15 protein-coding genes are annotated in these 15,736 nt (G+C 70.1%); 7 read left to right on the forward strand and 8 right to left on the reverse strand.

Annotation, left to right across the window (positions count from 1 at the left end; genetic code table 11):
* The first annotated feature begins 268 nt into the window (after positions 1-268).
* Together ACN6LB_RS30660 and ACN6LB_RS30665 are read left to right on the forward strand one after the other, a co-directional pair.
* Positions 269-508: a DUF5302 domain-containing protein gene (locus ACN6LB_RS30660; protein ID WP_445028699.1), complete on the forward strand. Its 240-nt coding sequence runs from the start codon at positions 269-271 to the stop codon at positions 506-508.
* 221 nt (positions 509-729) lie between these two features.
* A complete protein-coding gene (locus tag ACN6LB_RS30665) occupies positions 730-1,425 on the forward strand; it encodes a L,D-transpeptidase (RefSeq protein ID WP_356139842.1) in 696 nt (231 codons plus the stop codon).
* A gap of 3 nt (positions 1,426-1,428) precedes the next feature.
* Here the strand turns inward: ACN6LB_RS30665 and ACN6LB_RS30670 are convergent, their stop codons facing one another.
* Positions 1,429-2,232, reverse strand: a complete 804-nt coding sequence (locus ACN6LB_RS30670) for a class I SAM-dependent methyltransferase (RefSeq protein ID WP_445028701.1) — start codon at positions 2,230-2,232, stop codon at positions 1,429-1,431.
* Positions 2,233-2,546: 314 nt separating this feature from the next.
* Between ACN6LB_RS30670 and ACN6LB_RS30675 the strand changes: the two genes are divergently transcribed.
* Together ACN6LB_RS30675 and ACN6LB_RS30680 are read left to right on the forward strand one after the other, a co-directional pair.
* Positions 2,547-3,785, forward strand: a complete 1,239-nt coding sequence (locus tag ACN6LB_RS30675; protein ID WP_445028740.1) for a sensor histidine kinase — start codon at positions 2,547-2,549, stop codon at positions 3,783-3,785.
* Between the two features lie 13 nt (positions 3,786-3,798).
* The gene (locus ACN6LB_RS30680) at positions 3,799-4,461 is read left to right on the forward strand and encodes a response regulator (protein WP_445028702.1); all 663 of its coding nucleotides are present in this window, start codon (positions 3,799-3,801) and stop codon (positions 4,459-4,461) included.
* Between the two features lie 42 nt (positions 4,462-4,503).
* Here the strand turns inward: ACN6LB_RS30680 and ACN6LB_RS30685 are convergent, their stop codons facing one another.
* Genes ACN6LB_RS30685 through ACN6LB_RS30700 form a run of 4 tightly spaced genes read right to left on the reverse strand, consistent with a single transcriptional unit; the run spans position 4,504 to position 8,987 of the window.
* Positions 4,504-5,706, reverse strand: coding sequence for a Gfo/Idh/MocA family protein (locus tag ACN6LB_RS30685; RefSeq protein ID WP_445028703.1), 1,203 nt, complete (start codon positions 5,704-5,706; stop codon positions 4,504-4,506).
* Positions 5,707-5,720: 14 nt separating this feature from the next.
* Entirely contained in the window at positions 5,721-7,070 is a 1,350-nt protein-coding gene (locus ACN6LB_RS30690; RefSeq protein ID WP_445028704.1) for an ABC transporter substrate-binding protein, read from the reverse strand.
* A 9-nt stretch (positions 7,071-7,079) separates the two neighbouring features.
* A complete protein-coding gene (locus ACN6LB_RS30695) occupies positions 7,080-8,006 on the reverse strand; it encodes a carbohydrate ABC transporter permease (protein ID WP_356139847.1) in 927 nt (308 codons plus the stop codon).
* A gap of 15 nt (positions 8,007-8,021) precedes the next feature.
* Positions 8,022-8,987 carry a carbohydrate ABC transporter permease gene (locus tag ACN6LB_RS30700; protein ID WP_445028705.1) on the reverse strand — a complete coding sequence of 322 codons (966 nt, stop codon included), beginning with the start codon at positions 8,985-8,987 and terminating at the stop codon, positions 8,022-8,024.
* 183 nt (positions 8,988-9,170) lie between these two features.
* On the opposite strand from ACN6LB_RS30700, the gene ACN6LB_RS30705 reads away from it, so the two are divergent.
* Together ACN6LB_RS30705 and ACN6LB_RS30710 are read left to right on the forward strand one after the other, a co-directional pair.
* Entirely contained in the window at positions 9,171-10,331 is a 1,161-nt protein-coding gene (locus ACN6LB_RS30705) for an ROK family protein (protein ID WP_445028706.1), read from the forward strand.
* A gap of 103 nt (positions 10,332-10,434) precedes the next feature.
* The gene (locus ACN6LB_RS30710) at positions 10,435-10,620 is read left to right on the forward strand and encodes a hypothetical protein (protein ID WP_356139850.1); all 186 of its coding nucleotides are present in this window, start codon (positions 10,435-10,437) and stop codon (positions 10,618-10,620) included.
* A 114-nt stretch (positions 10,621-10,734) separates the two neighbouring features.
* Here the strand turns inward: ACN6LB_RS30710 and ACN6LB_RS30715 are convergent, their stop codons facing one another.
* On the reverse strand, positions 10,735-12,114 hold the full coding sequence (locus tag ACN6LB_RS30715) for a S1 family peptidase (RefSeq protein WP_445028707.1): 1,380 nt from the start codon (positions 12,112-12,114) through the stop codon (positions 10,735-10,737).
* A 130-nt stretch (positions 12,115-12,244) separates the two neighbouring features.
* Positions 12,245-13,075 carry an SAM-dependent methyltransferase gene (locus tag ACN6LB_RS30720; RefSeq protein ID WP_445028708.1) on the reverse strand — a complete coding sequence of 277 codons (831 nt, stop codon included), beginning with the start codon at positions 13,073-13,075 and terminating at the stop codon, positions 12,245-12,247.
* Positions 13,076-13,344: 269 nt separating this feature from the next.
* Here ACN6LB_RS30720 and ACN6LB_RS30725 point away from each other — a divergent pair, with 269 nt between their 5' ends.
* Positions 13,345-14,103, forward strand: coding sequence for a type 1 glutamine amidotransferase domain-containing protein (locus ACN6LB_RS30725; RefSeq protein ID WP_445028709.1), 759 nt, complete (start codon positions 13,345-13,347; stop codon positions 14,101-14,103).
* 2 nt (positions 14,104-14,105) lie between these two features.
* Here ACN6LB_RS30725 and ACN6LB_RS30730 read toward each other — a convergent pair whose 3' ends face one another.
* Complete coding sequence (locus tag ACN6LB_RS30730) at positions 14,106-15,467, reverse strand: NAD(P)/FAD-dependent oxidoreductase (protein WP_445028710.1); 1,362 nt, start codon at positions 15,465-15,467, stop codon at positions 14,106-14,108.
* Between the last annotated feature and the right edge of the window lie 269 nt (positions 15,468-15,736).

The following is a 15,736-nucleotide window of genomic DNA, read 5'->3' on the forward strand; positions in this document are numbered from 1 at the left end:
CGCCCCCCCCGCGGCGAGGACTGGCGGTGTCGCCCGGGCCGACCTTCGCCGCGGACCGGACGACCCTGGCGCACTACCTGCGGCTGCCGTTCACGGCGACGCCGGAGGTGCTGACGCGAGCGGTGGGGTTGTTGCGCTAGCGGCTGGGGGCTCGGGGCGCCAGGGGCCTGGGCTGCCGGTGGTCACCGGCGGGGCCGGACGGTGGCGTCCGGCGCGGGGCGCGGCATGACAAGCTGTGGTTCCCACTGCCCGAACCCAGGAGGTCACCATGGCCGAAGAGTCTGCATCGCAAGAAGGTTCGGAGTCCGCCGACGCCGAGAAGCCTGCTCTGGCGCCCGACGAAAACGGTGAGTACGACCTGAAGCGCAAGTTCCGGGAGGCACTGGCGCGCAAGCGCGGCATGCAGGCGGACGCCGCCCAGGCCGCGAACACCGGTTCGTCGAAGATCCGCGGCACGCATGGCCCCGCTTCGAGCCAGCGCTCGTTCCGACGCAAGAGCGGCGGCTGAGTCCGCACCGGCCTCCGGTCGGGACTCGGCAGTACTCGGCAGGACTCGGTCCGGCCGCCGGGCAACCGGCGAGGTCGCGCCGAGTCCTGCCGGGCGCCGGGGTTCCGCGAATGTCACCGTTTCGTCGCAGCCTCCGCAGCCCTACAACCCGTGGCCCCCGACGCCGGTCTAGCTGGCGGAATCCGCAAGAAGCGCGGACACGTAGAGGAAGAGGCCCGGCCATGGGGGACATACGCAGACGGGGTGCCGTCGCACTCGGGATCACCGGACTGATCGCACCGCTCACTCTCGCACTGGGCGCCGCGCCCGCGCAGGCCGCGAGCTGTACGACGCAGGCCGGTCCGTACCAGAAGCAGGTGGAGAAGTTCCTCGGCCGACCGGTCGACGGCAGGCAGTCCACCGCCGACTGCAGGGCGACCCAGGCCTTCCAGACCAAGCACGGCATCACCCCGAACATCGGCTACGCGGGTTCCGTCACCTGGGGCGTGATGGACCTCATGAACAAGCAGAAGGCCGTGGGGACCAACCCCAACAGGGCCGGCACGTGCCCGGTCAACAAGGGCCGCATCGCCTGCGTCAACCTGACGCTCCAGCTCAGCTGGATCCAGGACGGCAGCAGGCTCGTCTACGGGCCGGTGCCGGTCCGCACCGGCCGTAACGGCTACGAGACCCGCACCGGCCTCAAGAAGATCTACTGGCGCGACATCGACCACGTGTCGAGCCTCTACAACGTGCCCATGCCCTACAGCCAGTTCTTCGACGGCGGCCAGGCCTTCCATTCGGTCGGCGTCAGCATGTGGAACCCGCCGGGCTCGCACGGCTGCACCAACATGACCAAGACCGACGCCAAGAAGTACTGGTCGCTGTTGAAGACCGGCGACGACGTGTTCGTGTACGGCCGCAAGCCCGGCACCTGATCATCAGGGCCGTTCGCTGCTGCTCTCGTGGGCGGGACCGTGAGTGACGCGGATCTTGGACTGGCCGTGCGGCAGTTCCTCCCAGTCGTCCATGAAGCGCGCGGCCAGGCCGTACTTGTCGGCGAGCGCGAGGAGTGTCCCGGTGCGGTAGTAGAAGTCCTCCCGCAGCACCTGGTGCTCCTCGCCCTCCGTGCGGTCGAAGGTGAAATCGAACCAGCCGCCGGGTGCGAGTATCCGGCCGACCTCGGCCAGGCACTCCTCGATGACCGGGAGCGGGGAGTGCGAGAAGACGCTGTGCGCGTGGATCACGTCGAAGTGGGCGTCGGGCAGAAAGCGCAGGGTGAGGTCGCGGACCGGCGTCAGCGTGGGCAGCCGTTTCTGCAACTCCATCTCCACGACGGTGTCCTGGGCGGCGAAGAGAATGTCGGGGGAGATGTCGATCCCGTAGTAGTGCCCCGCCTCCAGATGCCGGATGAACCGCCAGCCCGCGCGCAGATTGCCGCACCCGATCTCCAGCAGCCGGTGCTCGGGGCGCAGCCCGTGGCCGACCAGGTAGTCGAACTGCATCGCGCCCAGCGCCAGCCACCGCTCGCGGCTGCTGCTGCCGACCGCCGCGTCGGGGTCGGCGCGGGTGTCGGAGCGCATCACCGCGCGGTAGTACGCGATGTGGTCCGGGCGGCGGCAGCGCAACCATGCGTCCCGGGCGGCCCGGGACATGTGGCGCGGCACCCTGCGCGGGTGACGCAGCGCGTAGGCGATGCGATGCCCGAGGGCGGCTCGGTTGACGGTGACGTTCTTGGCCGGCACGCGGAGTCCTCTCGTGTCCTGTGCGAAACGCCTCGTGCCGTCGCGGCGGTCGTGCCGCCGCGCCGCGCAGGAGGTGTTCCCAGCCTGGTCGCGCGGGCAGGCGACGAGCGCTGCCGACCGGGTGCGATACGGACGCGGACCGGTGGACGGCGCTGTCAGCCGATCGGAGGTTGCGGTGGCGCGCCGGAGGCGGTAGGCACGCCAGGCATGGCGCAACGGACCGCGAGAAACGGACGGGTGAGGACATGAAAGGGCTGTCCGCGCTCCACGGTGAACGCACGGCCCCGACGCCGGACGCCCGGACGGTGACGGCGATGGGTGTCGCCCCTGGCGAAGGCGACGGCCACTCGTCCCACCCCGCCGATCCCGACCGGCGCTGGCTGACCCTGGTCATGCACGCCGCGTTCTTCCTGCTGCTCGGCTCCTCGCTGGCCCGCTTCCTGACCCGCGACGCCACCGACACCCGTACGGCATGGGTCCTCGCGCTGTTCGCCGTCTTCTGGCTGCTCTACGTCCTCGGCCAGTGGCTGGCACCCGCGCCGCGCCCCGGAGCGCGCCCCACCGCCCGGCACCTGGCCTGGCTGGGCGCGGTGTCGGCGGTCTGGATCGTGCTCCTCGCGCTGGCGCCGAGCGCGACCTGGTGCGCGATGCCCCTGCTCTTCGCCGGGCTGCACGCGCTCCCGGCGCGGATCGCGGTGCCGGTGGTGGGCGTCCTCACCGCGCTGGTCGTCGCCTCCGAGATACGGGTGTCGGACGGGACGCTCAACCCCAACATGGTGGTCGCGCCGCCCGCCATCGCCGCCGTCGCGACCGCCGTGCTGGTCCATCTGCAACGTCAGGCCGCCCGGCAGCGCGCCCTGATCGGCGACCTGGTCCGCACCCGCCGCGACCTGGCCGCCACCGAGCGGCGGGCCGGCATCCTCGCGGAGCGCCAGCGGCTCTCCACGGAGATCCACGACACCCTCGCGCAGGGCCTGTCCAGCCAGTGGATGCTGCTGCAGGCCGCCGAACGCGTCTGGCGGGCGGACCCGGACACGGCCCGCGGGCATGTCCGGGACGCGGCCGAGATCACCTCGCGCAGCCTCACCGAGGCCCGCCGGTTCGTCCACGACCTGGCCCCCGCCGACCTCGCCGGGCACACCCTGGCCGAAGCGCTGAGCGCACTGGCCGACCGCGAGAGCGGCGCCGGACTGACGGTCGCGTTCCGGCTCGACGGCGCCCCGAGCCCCCTGCCGGAGCGCGTCGAGGGAGCGCTGCTGCGCATCGCCCAGGGCGCGTTGGCCAATGTGCGCGAACACGCCGCGGCGACCCGGGCCGCACTGACCCTGACCTGGCTGCACGACCAGATCTCCTTGGACATCGCCGACAACGGCCGGGGCTTCACCCCAGGCGGCACCCCGGGCCCCGCCACCGCCCCCGACCGAGCGCGCGGCCACGGCCTGCCCGCCATGCGCATCCGGGCACACCAGGTGGGCGGCACGCTCACCGTGGAGTCCGCACCGGGTGAGGGCACCGTCGTCTCGGTGGCCGTTGCGCTCACCCCGACCCCGTGAGGAAGACCGGCCCATGACCTGCCCCGAAAGCCCCGCTCCGATCCGTCTGCTGCTGTGCGACGACCACGTCGTCGTACGCGCGGGGCTGCGCGCGCTGCTGTCGAGCACCGACGGCTTCGAGGTGGTCGCGGAGGCGGGCAGCGGCGAGGAGGCGCTCGCGATGGCCGCCCGGCTGCGGCCCGACGTCGTACTCATGGATCTTCAACTCGGCGACGGCATGGACGGTGTGACGGCCACCCGGCACCTGACGTCACCCGGGGAGGGGGATTCCGCCGCGCCGGGAACGCGGGTGCTGGTGCTCACCATGTTCGACACCGACGCCGACATCACCCGCGCCATCGAGGCGGGCGCCACCGGGTACCTGCTCAAGGCCGAGCGCCCCGAGGAGCTGTTCGCCGCGATCCGCAACGCCGCGTCCGGCCGAACCGCCCTGTCCGCGCCGGTCGCCGACCGCGTACTGGCCCACTTGCGCAGTCCCCGGCCCGCCCTCTCCGACCGTGAGCGCGACATCCTCGGGCAACTGGCCCTCGGCCTGGGCAACCGGGACATCGCCCGGGCCCTGTTCATCAGTGAGGCCACGGTCAAGACCCATCTGGGCCGGATCTACGGCAAGTTGGGCGTCGAGACGCGAGCCGCGGCGGTGTCGGTCGCCAAGGAGCGACGCCTGCTGCCGTGACGACCGGTCACCGCAGCAGGCGTCGCCGAGGACCTCGGAGCGCTATGCCCGAGGCGCGTCCCCGAAGTCCGGGATCTCCAGCCTCGCCCCGCCCTGCCGCGCGGACTCGTGCGCGACGATGCCCGGCAGGGTGTAGCGGGCGGCAACCCAGGCGTTCACGGACGGCAGGGTGCGGGTGTTGACCGCGGTCACGAAGTCGTCCACCAGGAAGTGGTGGCTGCCCTCGTGGCCGTTGTGCAGGTGGTCGAACTCCCGGGGAAGCCGGGCCCGGTCGTGCACCGGAGCCGATCCGGAGGTGAAGGCGGCCCGGAGTGCGGGCGCGATGTGCTGAAGTGACGGATCGTCAGGAGCCAGGGTGGCCTTGGGCTCCAGCAGTTCACTGATGTCCTGCACGCCCTTCTTGTCCTGCCACAGCGCCACCGTGGCGAGCTGCTCCATGCTGGCGTCCGTCCCGAAGAACCGGAAACGCGACTCCCGGATCTGCGAGGGATAGCCGACCCGCCGGAACTCGTTGGTACGGAACGCTCCGCCACCCGCCACCTCGAACAGTGCGGTCGCGTTGGAGAAGTCGTTGCCGAACTGACTGACGTCCTTGTCGAAGACGCCGTCGCCGCGCTCGTCGACGACACCGATCGCCGACACGCTCGTCGCATGGGTCTGCCAGGCGCCGAGCACCCCGCCCACCGAGTGCGTCGGGTACAGCAGCGGGGGATAGCTGGCGGTCGCCTTCCAGTCCTCGCCGCCGCTGTACTGGTACGCCTCGTAGAACCCGAGGTCCATGTCGTGGACGTAGTCGCCCTCGGCGTAGAAGAGCCGCCCGAAGGCGCCGTCGGCGATCTGGTTGCGGGCGTGCACCGTCGCCGGGTTGTACTGGCTGGTCTCGCCCATCATGTACGTCAGCCCAGTCGCCTTGACGGCGTCGATGATCGCCGCGATCTCGTCCGTGCTGATCGCCATGGGCACGGCCGAGTAGACGTGTTTGCCGGCGTTGAGGCCCTGGAGCACCAGCGGGCCGTGCGTCCAGCGCTGCGTGAAGATCGCGACCGCGTCGACCGCCGGCGACTCCAGCATCGCCTCGTACGTGGGGAAGGTCCCGGACAGGCCTTCGGCGGCGGCGAGTTGCTCGGCCCGGTCCGGGAGGAGGTCGGTGACATGGACCTCGCCGACTCCCGGGTGAGCGAGGAACAGTTTGGCGAACTGGCCCGAGAACTGGCCGGCGCCGACGATGCCGAGGGAGAACGTCATGGAAGGCGTGCCCTTCACTGGTCGAGGATCAGGTTGATCTGGCTGTTGGTCTTGTCGAGACCGCTCACGGACGCGCCGTTGGCGAAGATGTCCTGCATGGCGGGGTGCATCAACGCGTACACGTCCGCCGCGTAGTTGGTGATCGGGTAGGAGAAGGTGGTGAAGTCCTTCTTGTCGGCGACCGGCTCGGTGAACGCCGTGACGTCGATGCCCTTCTTCTTGTAGGCGGCCACCGCGGCCTCGGTGCCGTCCGGGGTGGCGGGGAAGACGATGCCGTAGCTGCCCACGGTCTTCTGGCACGCGTCGGACGCCAGGTAGTTCACCCACTTCTTGGCGCCCTGCTTGTTGCGCGCGTGCCGGGTGACGGAGTCGGCGAGGCCGTTCATCATGGTCGCCCGCTTGCCGGTCGGGCCGAGGGGTGTGACGGCGGTGCCCGTGCGGATGCCCTTGAAGCCCGCGTATGTGGAGATCATCCAGGCGCCGTCGAACGCGGTCGCCGCCTTGCCCGCGGCCACCTGCGTATTGGCCTGGTTGGACTGGGAGTTGTAGTCGGTGAAGGGCGCCATGTATCCCTTCTTCGCGAGGCCGAAGTACCACTTGACGGTGGCCTGGAAGGTCCTGTCGTCGTACCGGTAGGTGGTGCCCCAGCGCTGCTTGTCGGTGTAGGTCCAGCCCGCGGAGGCGGTGAAGGTGCTCCACTGGGTCTGTCCGTCGCCGTCGCCGCCGCCGTTGGTGGCGAGGCCGTACACCTTGACGTGGTGCCTGTCGAAGCCGGGTTCGTCGCCGCGCTTGCCGTTGCGGTCGACGGTGAGGTGGGCGATCGCCTTCTCGAAGCTGCCGCCGTCCTGGGGATTCCAGGAGAGGTCGTTGAGGTCCCCGGCCGACAGCCCGGCCGTCTGCGTCATCTTCTTGTTGTAGAAGAGGGCGACGGTGTCCCAGTCCTTCGGGGCGCCGTAGCGGTGGCCGTCCTGGCCCATCCAGTTGGCGGCGAGGCCCGGCTGGTAGGCGGAGTCGTCGATGCCCAGGTCGTCGAGCGGTTCCAGCACCTTCAGATCGGCGAACTGCCCGAACTTCTGGATGTGGTCGGTGAACACGTCCGGCTGGGTGCCCGCGATGAAGCTCGCGGTCAGCTTGGTCCAGTAGTCGTCCCAGCCCAACTGCGTGATGTTGACGTGCAGTCCGGGGTTCTGCCGCTCGAAGCCCTTGGCGCAGGCCTCATAGGCGGGAAGCTGGTTGGCGTCCCACAGCCAGTACGTCACCGTGTCGGCGGACGATCCGGCGGAGCCGCCCTTCGCGCACCCGCTCACCAGGGACAGCGCCAGCGCTCCGGTCAACGCCACGACCGTACGCGTACGATTTCGCATTCCGTCCCCTTACTTGATGCCCGTGAAGCTGATGGAGCCGACGATGCGGCGCGCGAAGACCCCGAAGAGCACCAGCATCGGCAGGGCGGCGATGAGTGTCGCCGCCATCAGCCCCGACCAGTCGACGCCGGACTGCGGAACCTGTGCCCGGAAGACGGCCAGCGCCACGGTGAGCACGCGCGAGCTGTCGCTGTAGGACACCATCAGCGGCCAGAAGTAGTCGTTCCACGAGGTGATGTACGTCAGCACGGCCAGCGTGAGGACCGGAGTGGACGCCATCGGCAGCAGCACCCGGAAGAAGATCCTGATCTTCCCGGCTCCGTCGAGAAGTGCGGCCTCCTCGACCTCGCGGGGCACGTTCATGAAGAACTGTCGCAGGAAGAACACCGCGAAGGGGGTCATGAACATCGTCGGCAGGGAGATTCCCAACAGCGTGTCCACCAGGCCGAGTTGTTTGATCAGCACGAAGTTCGGCAGCAGGGTGAAGATGGCCGGCACCATCAGCCCCGCGAGGAAGAGCCCGAAGACCTTGTCGCGGCCGCGCCAGCGGAGCCGGGCGAAGGCGTACGCGGCCATCGAGGAGAAGAAGATCTGACAGACGGTGATCAGTGTCGAGACGATCATCGAGTTGAGCAGGTAGCGCCAGAACACCAGCCCGCCGCCGGCGCCGCCCTCGGCGATCGCCTCCTTGGTGGACTGCAGGCCGAGCGCGCGGGCGAAACCGGAGCCGGTGAGGTCCACGGGCAGCGGATCGGTGGGATCGGCGTTGAGGCCGGCGTTGGAGGACAGCGCGGTGCGCAGGATCCAGTAGAACGGCAGCAGGGTGATCAGCACGATCGCGCCCATCGCGACCCAGGCGGCGATCCGGCCGAGGGAGGGGCGGCGCCTGAGCGGACGTATGTGTGTCGGCGGCGTCGTTGCGGTCACGGCAGTCATGTCGACTCCTTCCGGTCAGCCGAGGTCGGTCTGCCCGGCCCGGGTGAGCCGGTACTGGACGAAGGTGATCGCGCTGAGCACGACGAGGAGGGCCACGGACATCGCGGACGCGTAGCCGAACTGGAAGCGGCCGAAGGCCGAGCCGTAGATGTAGTACTGCAGGACGTTGGTCGCGTTGGCCGGACCGCCCTGGGTGGTGACCGCGACCGTGTCGAACACCTGGAACGAACCGATCACCGTCATGATCAGCACGACCGCGAGCACCGGCCGCAGCAACGGCATGGTGATCCGACGGAACATCCGCCACTCGCTCGCCCCGTCGACCTTCGCCGCCTCGTACATCTCGTTCGGAATGGCCTGCAGACCGGCGAACAGCAGCAGTGCGGTGTAACCGACGTGCCGCCACACGTTGATCAGGGCGATCGTCGGGATCGCCCACGTGTCGTCGGCGAGGAACGGGATGCGGTCGAAGCCCAGCGCACCGATGACCTCGTTGCCGATGCCGAGCTGGGTGTCGAGGATCCAGAGCCATACGATGCCGGCGACGACGTTCGACATCAGGTAAGGCGTGAGCACGATCCCGCGGAGCACCGCCGACTGCGTGAGCCGCTGGAGCAGCACGGCGATGGCGAGCGCGGAGACCGTCTGCACGCCGATGTTGATGAGGACGTACTCGACGGTGACGGTGAGCGAGTCCCAGAAGATGGGGTCGTGCACCATCCGCACGTAGTTGTCGAGGCCCACCCACTGCGCGGGGGTGAGCAGGTTGAAGCGGGTGAAGCTGAGGTAGATGCCCCGCAGCGTCGGCCAGAGCAGGAACACCAGGAAGCCCAGCATGGCCGGGGCGATGAAGAGCGCGGCGAGCGCCCCGTCGCCGTGCTCGGAGCCCGCTCGGACGCTGCGTGTCCTCGGCTTGGGCTGGGCCCCCGCGGCGTCGTGCAGCGGCAGATGTGACGGGGGACTGTTGGAGGCGACGGTCATGGGGAGACTCCCTCGGCGGCGGCTCGTCCTCGGGTCACTTACTTTTGCGGCGAAAGAATCCTGGCGTCAAGAGTCGTGCACACTTCTTTTTCGAGCGCGCTAGCGCCACCTTGGATGGCCTTCCTTGCTTTCCTCGGTACTTCTTAGTTCCATGACGAAAGAAATCGTGGCAGTCTGACCCTCATGACCACACGTGCCGCGTCCTGGCTGCCGCTGAGTCCCGGGGAGCGCTCGGTGGCGATCGAGGTGCTCGTCCACGGCCCGCTGTCGCGTACCGAACTCGCGCGACGGCTGAACCTCTCGGCGGGCAGCCTCACCAGGCTGACCAAGCCGCTGATCGAGTCCGGCCTGCTGGTCGAGGTCCCCGAAGGCGGCGCCCTGGCCGAAACCCGGCAGGGCCGCCCCTCGCAGCCGCTGGACGTCGTCGCGGAGTCGCGCTCCTTCATCGGCTTCAAGATCACCGACGACATGGTCTACGGCGTCGTCACCACCCTCAGAAGCGAGATCGTCGCCCGGTGCGACCGCCCGCTCGCCACGCACGACCCGGCCGAAGTGGTCGACCTGCTGGGAGAGATGACCGCCGAACTCGCCGCCGCACACCCCCGGCTCGCCGGGATCGGCATCGGAGTGGGCGGACTCGTCCAGGACCGGGCCGTCGTCGGGGAATCCCCCTTCCTGGGGTGGCGCGACGTCCCCCTGGCGGACCTCGTGGAGCAGCGCACCGGGCTGCCCGTGGTCGTCGAGAACGATGTCGCCGCGCTCGTGGAGGCGGAGAGCTGGTTCGGCGCAGGCCGCGGCCTCGACCGCTTCGTCGTCCTCACCATCGGTGCGGGCATCGGCTACGGACTGGTGCTGGGCGGCACCCGGGTGCCCTGCGCCGAGGAGGACCGCGGCTTCGGCCGGCACTGGATCCTCAGCCCCCACGGACCGCTCACGCCCGATGGCGAACGCGGCAGCGCCGTCTCGCTGTTGACCATTCCCAACATCCGCTACCAGGTCCATGCGGCCACCGGCATCGACCGGACCTACGAGGAGATCCTCGCCCTCGCCGCCGCCGGGGAACCCATGCCGTTGCGCGTCGTCGACGAGGCGGCACGCGCCCTGGGCACGCTGGTCGCGCAGATCGCCAACTTCGCCATGCCGCAGAAGATCCTGCTCGCCGGAGAGGGCGTCGGACTCATGGACGTGGCCGGCCGGACGGTGCAGGAGACCGTCCGGGCGCACCGGCACCCGCTGGCCGCCCCGGTCGCCCTGGAGACCAAGGTGTCCGATTTCCACGACTGGGCGCGCGGAGCGGCCGTGTTGGCGATCCAGGTGCTCGTACTGGGATCCGCCGAGGACTGAACTCGGCTCCCGCCGCGCGGTGATGATCGGGAGTGATCAGCTTCACGGTCCGTAATGTCCTGAGACGTACGATTACTCACAGCGCCTTCACGTCGATCCCCGTATGCTTCACACCATGTCCATCACTCCTGAATCCACTTCGGAGCGTTCCGCAGCCGAGGTCAACGAGGAGATCCGGGCCCTGTGGTTCCGCGCGGGCGGGACGCTGAACATCGATGAGCGGCGGGAGTACCAGCAGCTCGTCACCGAATGGGCGGCGGCCTCTCCTCGCCCCACCAAGGCGGCGTGACGCGGGGCGGAGCCCCGCTCCGGCCGCCCTCGGCCCCGGATCTCCGCCAACCGACCGTCCCGGCTTCGCGACCACCGAACCCGGCCCCGCGGAGATCCCTCGCTCGCCCGCCCCTCACCCCCAACTCTGGGAAAAGGCACGGCGATAGCGGTTGCGTTCCTGCTCCGTGCGGATGTACCGCGTGGCCACCAGGGCGACCAGGCTTCCCGCGATGACCAGCAGGCCCGGACCGATGTTCTTCGGGTCCGTCAGCTGCGAGACCAGTGTCTGCGCCGTCCCGGAACTGCCGACCGCCTCGACCGATCCGGGCGCGACCGAACTCGGGGCGATGGCCGAACCCTGTGCGGCCGACGGCGCCGGAGAGGCCGCGGCGTTGCCGGAGTTCGCGGAGGCCTGCGGCAGCCCGGCCAGTTGGACGCCGAGCGTGCTCATGGCCTTGGTCACCGGCTGGAAGAACGTCGTACCGCCCGTCCTGCAGTCCCCGTTGCCGCCCGACGTCACGCCGAGCGCGATCCCCTCGGAGAACAACGGGCCCCCACTGTCCCCGGGTTCCGCGCACACGGTGGTCTCGATGAGCCCGGTGACGGTCCCCTCGGGATAGTTCACCGTCGCGTTGAGGGCGGTCACCTTGCCGTCGTGCATGCCGCTGGTGCTGCCGCTGCGGAAGACCCGCTGGCCGACCGTCGGATCGGCGGCACCGATGATCCGCACGCCCTGACCACCACCGATGGCCACGACGTTGCTCCCGGCGCCGGCCTGCCCGCTGTCGTACTGGATCAGGGAGAAGTCGTTGCCGGGAAAGGCCTGCGTGATGGTCCGGCCCAACTGCTGGGAACCCTGGTTGTCGGCGAACCAGATGGACCCCGCGGGACCGCAGTGCCCGGCCGTCAGGATGAACGCGTTCTGGCCGTTGGTCACATTGAAGCCCGCCGAGCACCGCCCCCCGGTCGAGAACATCGGCTGAGCGCCGTTGAGCCGGGTGGTGAACGTGCCCTGGGTGCGCTCCATGCGCACCGACCCCCCGATGCCGTCGGCCACCTGCGTCAGCTTCGACCAGTCGGAGGCGGAGACCGTGCTGTCGGCCTGCACGACCACCTCGTTGTGGGTGTAGTCCACGGCCCAGGCGGTGCCCGCCACCCGCGGCGCCGAACTCAGTGTCCGCGTCGCCGACTTGAGGTCCTCCATGCTGTGGTCCACGACCTTGGCGCGGGCCCCCGCCTTCTTCACCTCGGCCGCGGCGCCCGCGTCGGTCACCGCGACCACGGGCCGGCCGTCGGTGGCGATCCAGCTGCCCGCGGTGCGGTTGGCGCCCAGACGCGTGACCAGGCCGCTCCCCGTGGAGCCGGCGGCCTGGGCGGAACTCGCCGTGGCACGCGACGTGTCGGAGGGTTCGCTCGCCATCGCGTGCGTCACCATCAGCCCTCCGCAGAGCAGTCCGCCGACGGCCGCGAATCGCGCCCCCCGTCGGACGATCCGTCGTCGTGCGTGCCTCATTCATGGCTCCCGAAGCCGAACTGCACGGCGTCACCACCGCAGGGGCCCCGGTCTTGAGCACCCTTCTCCCTTACGTGCGGTGACGCCACTGCGTTCACTGGGAAACGCCGCACATCGACGGCGTCCGCCGTCAGAGCTTGCGGCCCACCCCGCCGAACATGGCGACCTCGTCCGGCTCGGCCCCACCGGTGTTCCCGGGGCGCCAGCGGGAGCAGGAGAGGACGCCCGGGTCGAGGAGTTCGAGCCCGTCGAAGAAGCGGGTGACCGCCTCGGGGGTGCGCTGGGTCAGCTTGGGGGTGCCGTGCTCGTTCCAGAACGCGACGGCGGCGTCCACGTCGGGCATCTCGGGACTGGTGATCGTGTGGGAGAGGACCAGGTGGCTGCCCGACGGCAGGGCGTCCAGCAGGCGTCGCACGATGGAGTACGCCTCCTCGTCGTCGCCGATGAAGATGACGACGCCCAGGAGGACCAGGCCGATCGGCTGGCTGAAGTCTAGGGTCTTGGAGGCGTGTTCGAGGATGGCGTCCACATTGCGGAGGTCCTCGTCGAGGTAGTCCGTGCTGCCCTCGGGAGTGCTGGTGAGCAGGGCGCGGGCGTGCGCCAGCACCAGCGGATCGTTGTCGACGTACACGATCCGCGCGTCCGGGGCGAGCCGCTGGGCCACCTCGTGCGTGTTGTCCGCGGTCGGCAGACCGGTGCCGATGTCGAGGAACTGGCGGATGCCGCGGTCGGCGACCAGGTGCTGCACGGCCCGGCCCAGGAACATCCGGTCCGCCTGCGCGTAGTCGCCGATGCCCGGGTGCAGTTGACGGATCTGGTCCCCGGCCGCCCGGTCGACCTCGTAGTTGTCCTTGCCGCCGAGCCAGTAGTTCCATATCCGGGCCGTGTGCGGCTGCGTGGTGATGATGCGGCTGCGTACCGACTCGGAGGGGTGTTCCGCGGCTGCCGGGTTCTCGGTCACGGGTTCAGCTCCTGGAGTTGCGATGAGGTCCTGAAATACGGTGTCAACCGGCAATCTAGACGGCCGAGTTGCTGCTTGCGCCCCTGGGGGAGTGATTGCCCTGTCGAGCAGGATCCCGCCGCGGTCGTCGCCCCGGACGAAGGACGCCTCGCCCAGCCGGAGTTCTTGCGGCCGGGACATCCGGCTGAGCCGGGCGAGCCGTCACGGCCCGCCCTTGGCTGTGGCCACGAACGGCATCCCCCTGCCGGCCCGCCTGCCATCATGTGCCCATGCGAGTGCTGATGCCGGTCCCCGACCGCGATTTCGACGTCACCGAAGTGGCCGTGCCCTGGCGGCTTCTCACCGACGCGGGCCACGACGTCGTCCTCGCCACCGAGCGGGCGGGCAGCAGGCCGGCGGCGGATCCGCGCCTGCTGACGGGCGTGCTCTTCGGGCAACTCGGCGCCGAGGAGGAACCCCGGCGGTTCTACCAGGAGCTCACGGCCTCACCGGAGTTCACCGCCACCGTCTCCTGGGCGGACGTGAAGGTCGAGGAGTTCGACGGACTGCTGCTGCCGGGCGGCCACGCACCGGGCATGCGCCAGTACCTCGGCTCGGCGTCCCTGCAGCAACAGGTCACCCGCTTCTGGGCACTTGGGCGGCCCGTGGGTGCGATCTGCCACGGCGTCCTCGTCCTCGCCCGCTCCCATGACCATGCGACGGGCCGCAGTGTGCTGGCCGACCGGCGCACCACCTGCCTGCCCAAGTACATGGAACGCACGGCCTACCTGACCACGGCCTGGCGTCTGGGCCGTTACTACCGGACCTACCCCGCCTACGTCGAGGACGAGGTCAGGTCCGTCCTCGGCGCCCCGGACGCCCAGTTCGACCGGGGCCCGCGCACCCTGACCCGGCGCGGGACCGCCTCCGACGACACGCACGCCTTCGTCGTCGAGGACGGCCACTACCTCTCGGCACGCTGGCCCGGGGACGCCTACCTCTTCGCCCGCCGCTACCTCGCCCTGCTGGGGAGCCCCGCCGCGGGCTGAGGTCAGCTCTCCCCGTCTTCGGCGCGGGTGCGGGCCGCGACCTCCTTCGGCGACAGATACGCATCGGTGTTCTCGAAGTCCCGCAGGGTTCCCTGCCGGTCGGCGAGGAAGCCGGTGCGCACGAAGTCGTTGCCGGCGACCGCGTTGAGGAACCAGTTGGCACCGGTACGGAACCGGGCCGCCCCGGTGCGCAGCGCGTACAGGTGGTATCCGCGGGCCACGACCTGCGCGGGCAGGCCCTTGAGACCGATGCCGAGCGGCTTGGACACCGCGTCGTGGCCGCCGAGGTCGACGACCAGGCCGAGGTCCTTGTGCTTGTACGGCGTCGTGGACTGCCCGCGCAGCAGCGCCGTCAGGTTCTTCGCCGCGTGCCGTCCCTGCCGGGCGGCATGCTGGGCGGTCGGCACGCAGTACGAGCCGTCGCCCTTGACTAGGTCGGGCACGGCGGCCGCGTCGCCCAACGCGAACACCCCGTCCAGGCCCGGCACCTTGAAGTCGGGCTCGGCGACGATCCGGCCGCGCACGGTCTCGGCGCCCAGCGAGTCGACGAGCGGGCTCGCCGCGACACCGGCCGTCCACACCAGCGTCCGCGAGGGCAGCACGCGGCCGTCGGTGAGGGTGACCTTGTCCTCGGTGACGGAGGCGACGGACGTGCCGAGGGAGATCTCCACCCCGCGCTTGCTGAGCATCTGCAGCGCGGTCGCGCCCAGCTTGTCGCCGAGCTCCGGCAACAGCTTGGGGGCGACGTCGACCAGGTGCCACTTGACGAGGGAGGGATCGATGCGGGGGTGGTAGCGCTTGGCCGCCGCGGTGGTGAGGCGCTGCAGACAGGCCACGGTCTCGGCGCCCGCGTAGCCGCCGCCGACCACCACGAACTGCAGTCGCGCCGCCCGCTCCTCCTCGTCCGAGGTGGCCGCGGCCAGGTCGAGCTGCGCGATCACGTGGTCGCGCAGATACACCGCCTGCGCCAGCGTCTTCATCCCCCGTGCCTCGTCCTGCAGACCGGGGATGTCGAAGGTGCGGGTCACACTGCCCGGGGTGAGCACCAGGTGGTCGTAGGGCAGGTCGACGAGGTCGCCGGTGATCTTGCGTACGACACAGACCTTGGACTGTGGATCCACGCCCACCACGCCACCCGGCAGCAACTCCGTGCGGCGCAGGATCCGGCGCAGCGAGGGCGCCACGGACTGCGGGGTGACCACGCCGGAGGCGACATGCGGAAGCAGCGGCAGATAGAGCTGATAACCCGTCGGACTGACCAGGGTGACCCGGGCCTCGCCGGGGGAGAGCGAGCGCTCCAGCCCCCGCGCGGTCTCGACTCCGGCGAATCCGCCGCCCACGATCACGATGTTCGGTGCACCCATTGCAGCCGCCTCTCCTCTTTTGTACCGGTACCGCGGCCCGCCTTCCGCGTGCCAAGGCTCACACGGGACGCCCACGCATGCCACCCCGCGTCGCGATCTCGTCGCGGCCGACAATCAGCGGCAGAAAGTCACTACCGAGGGGTAACTTTTGCGCCGCCTTCCGTACATCCTTGGGCGTGAACATGACGTGCGCGGGGGGCGTTCGAAAAACACCTCGCCGCTTCGCCGTGCGAAGACGTTGCGAAGACCTGCGAAGACCTGAGCAGGCC

This window comes from Streptomyces sp. SAS_270 (assembly GCF_052543295.1).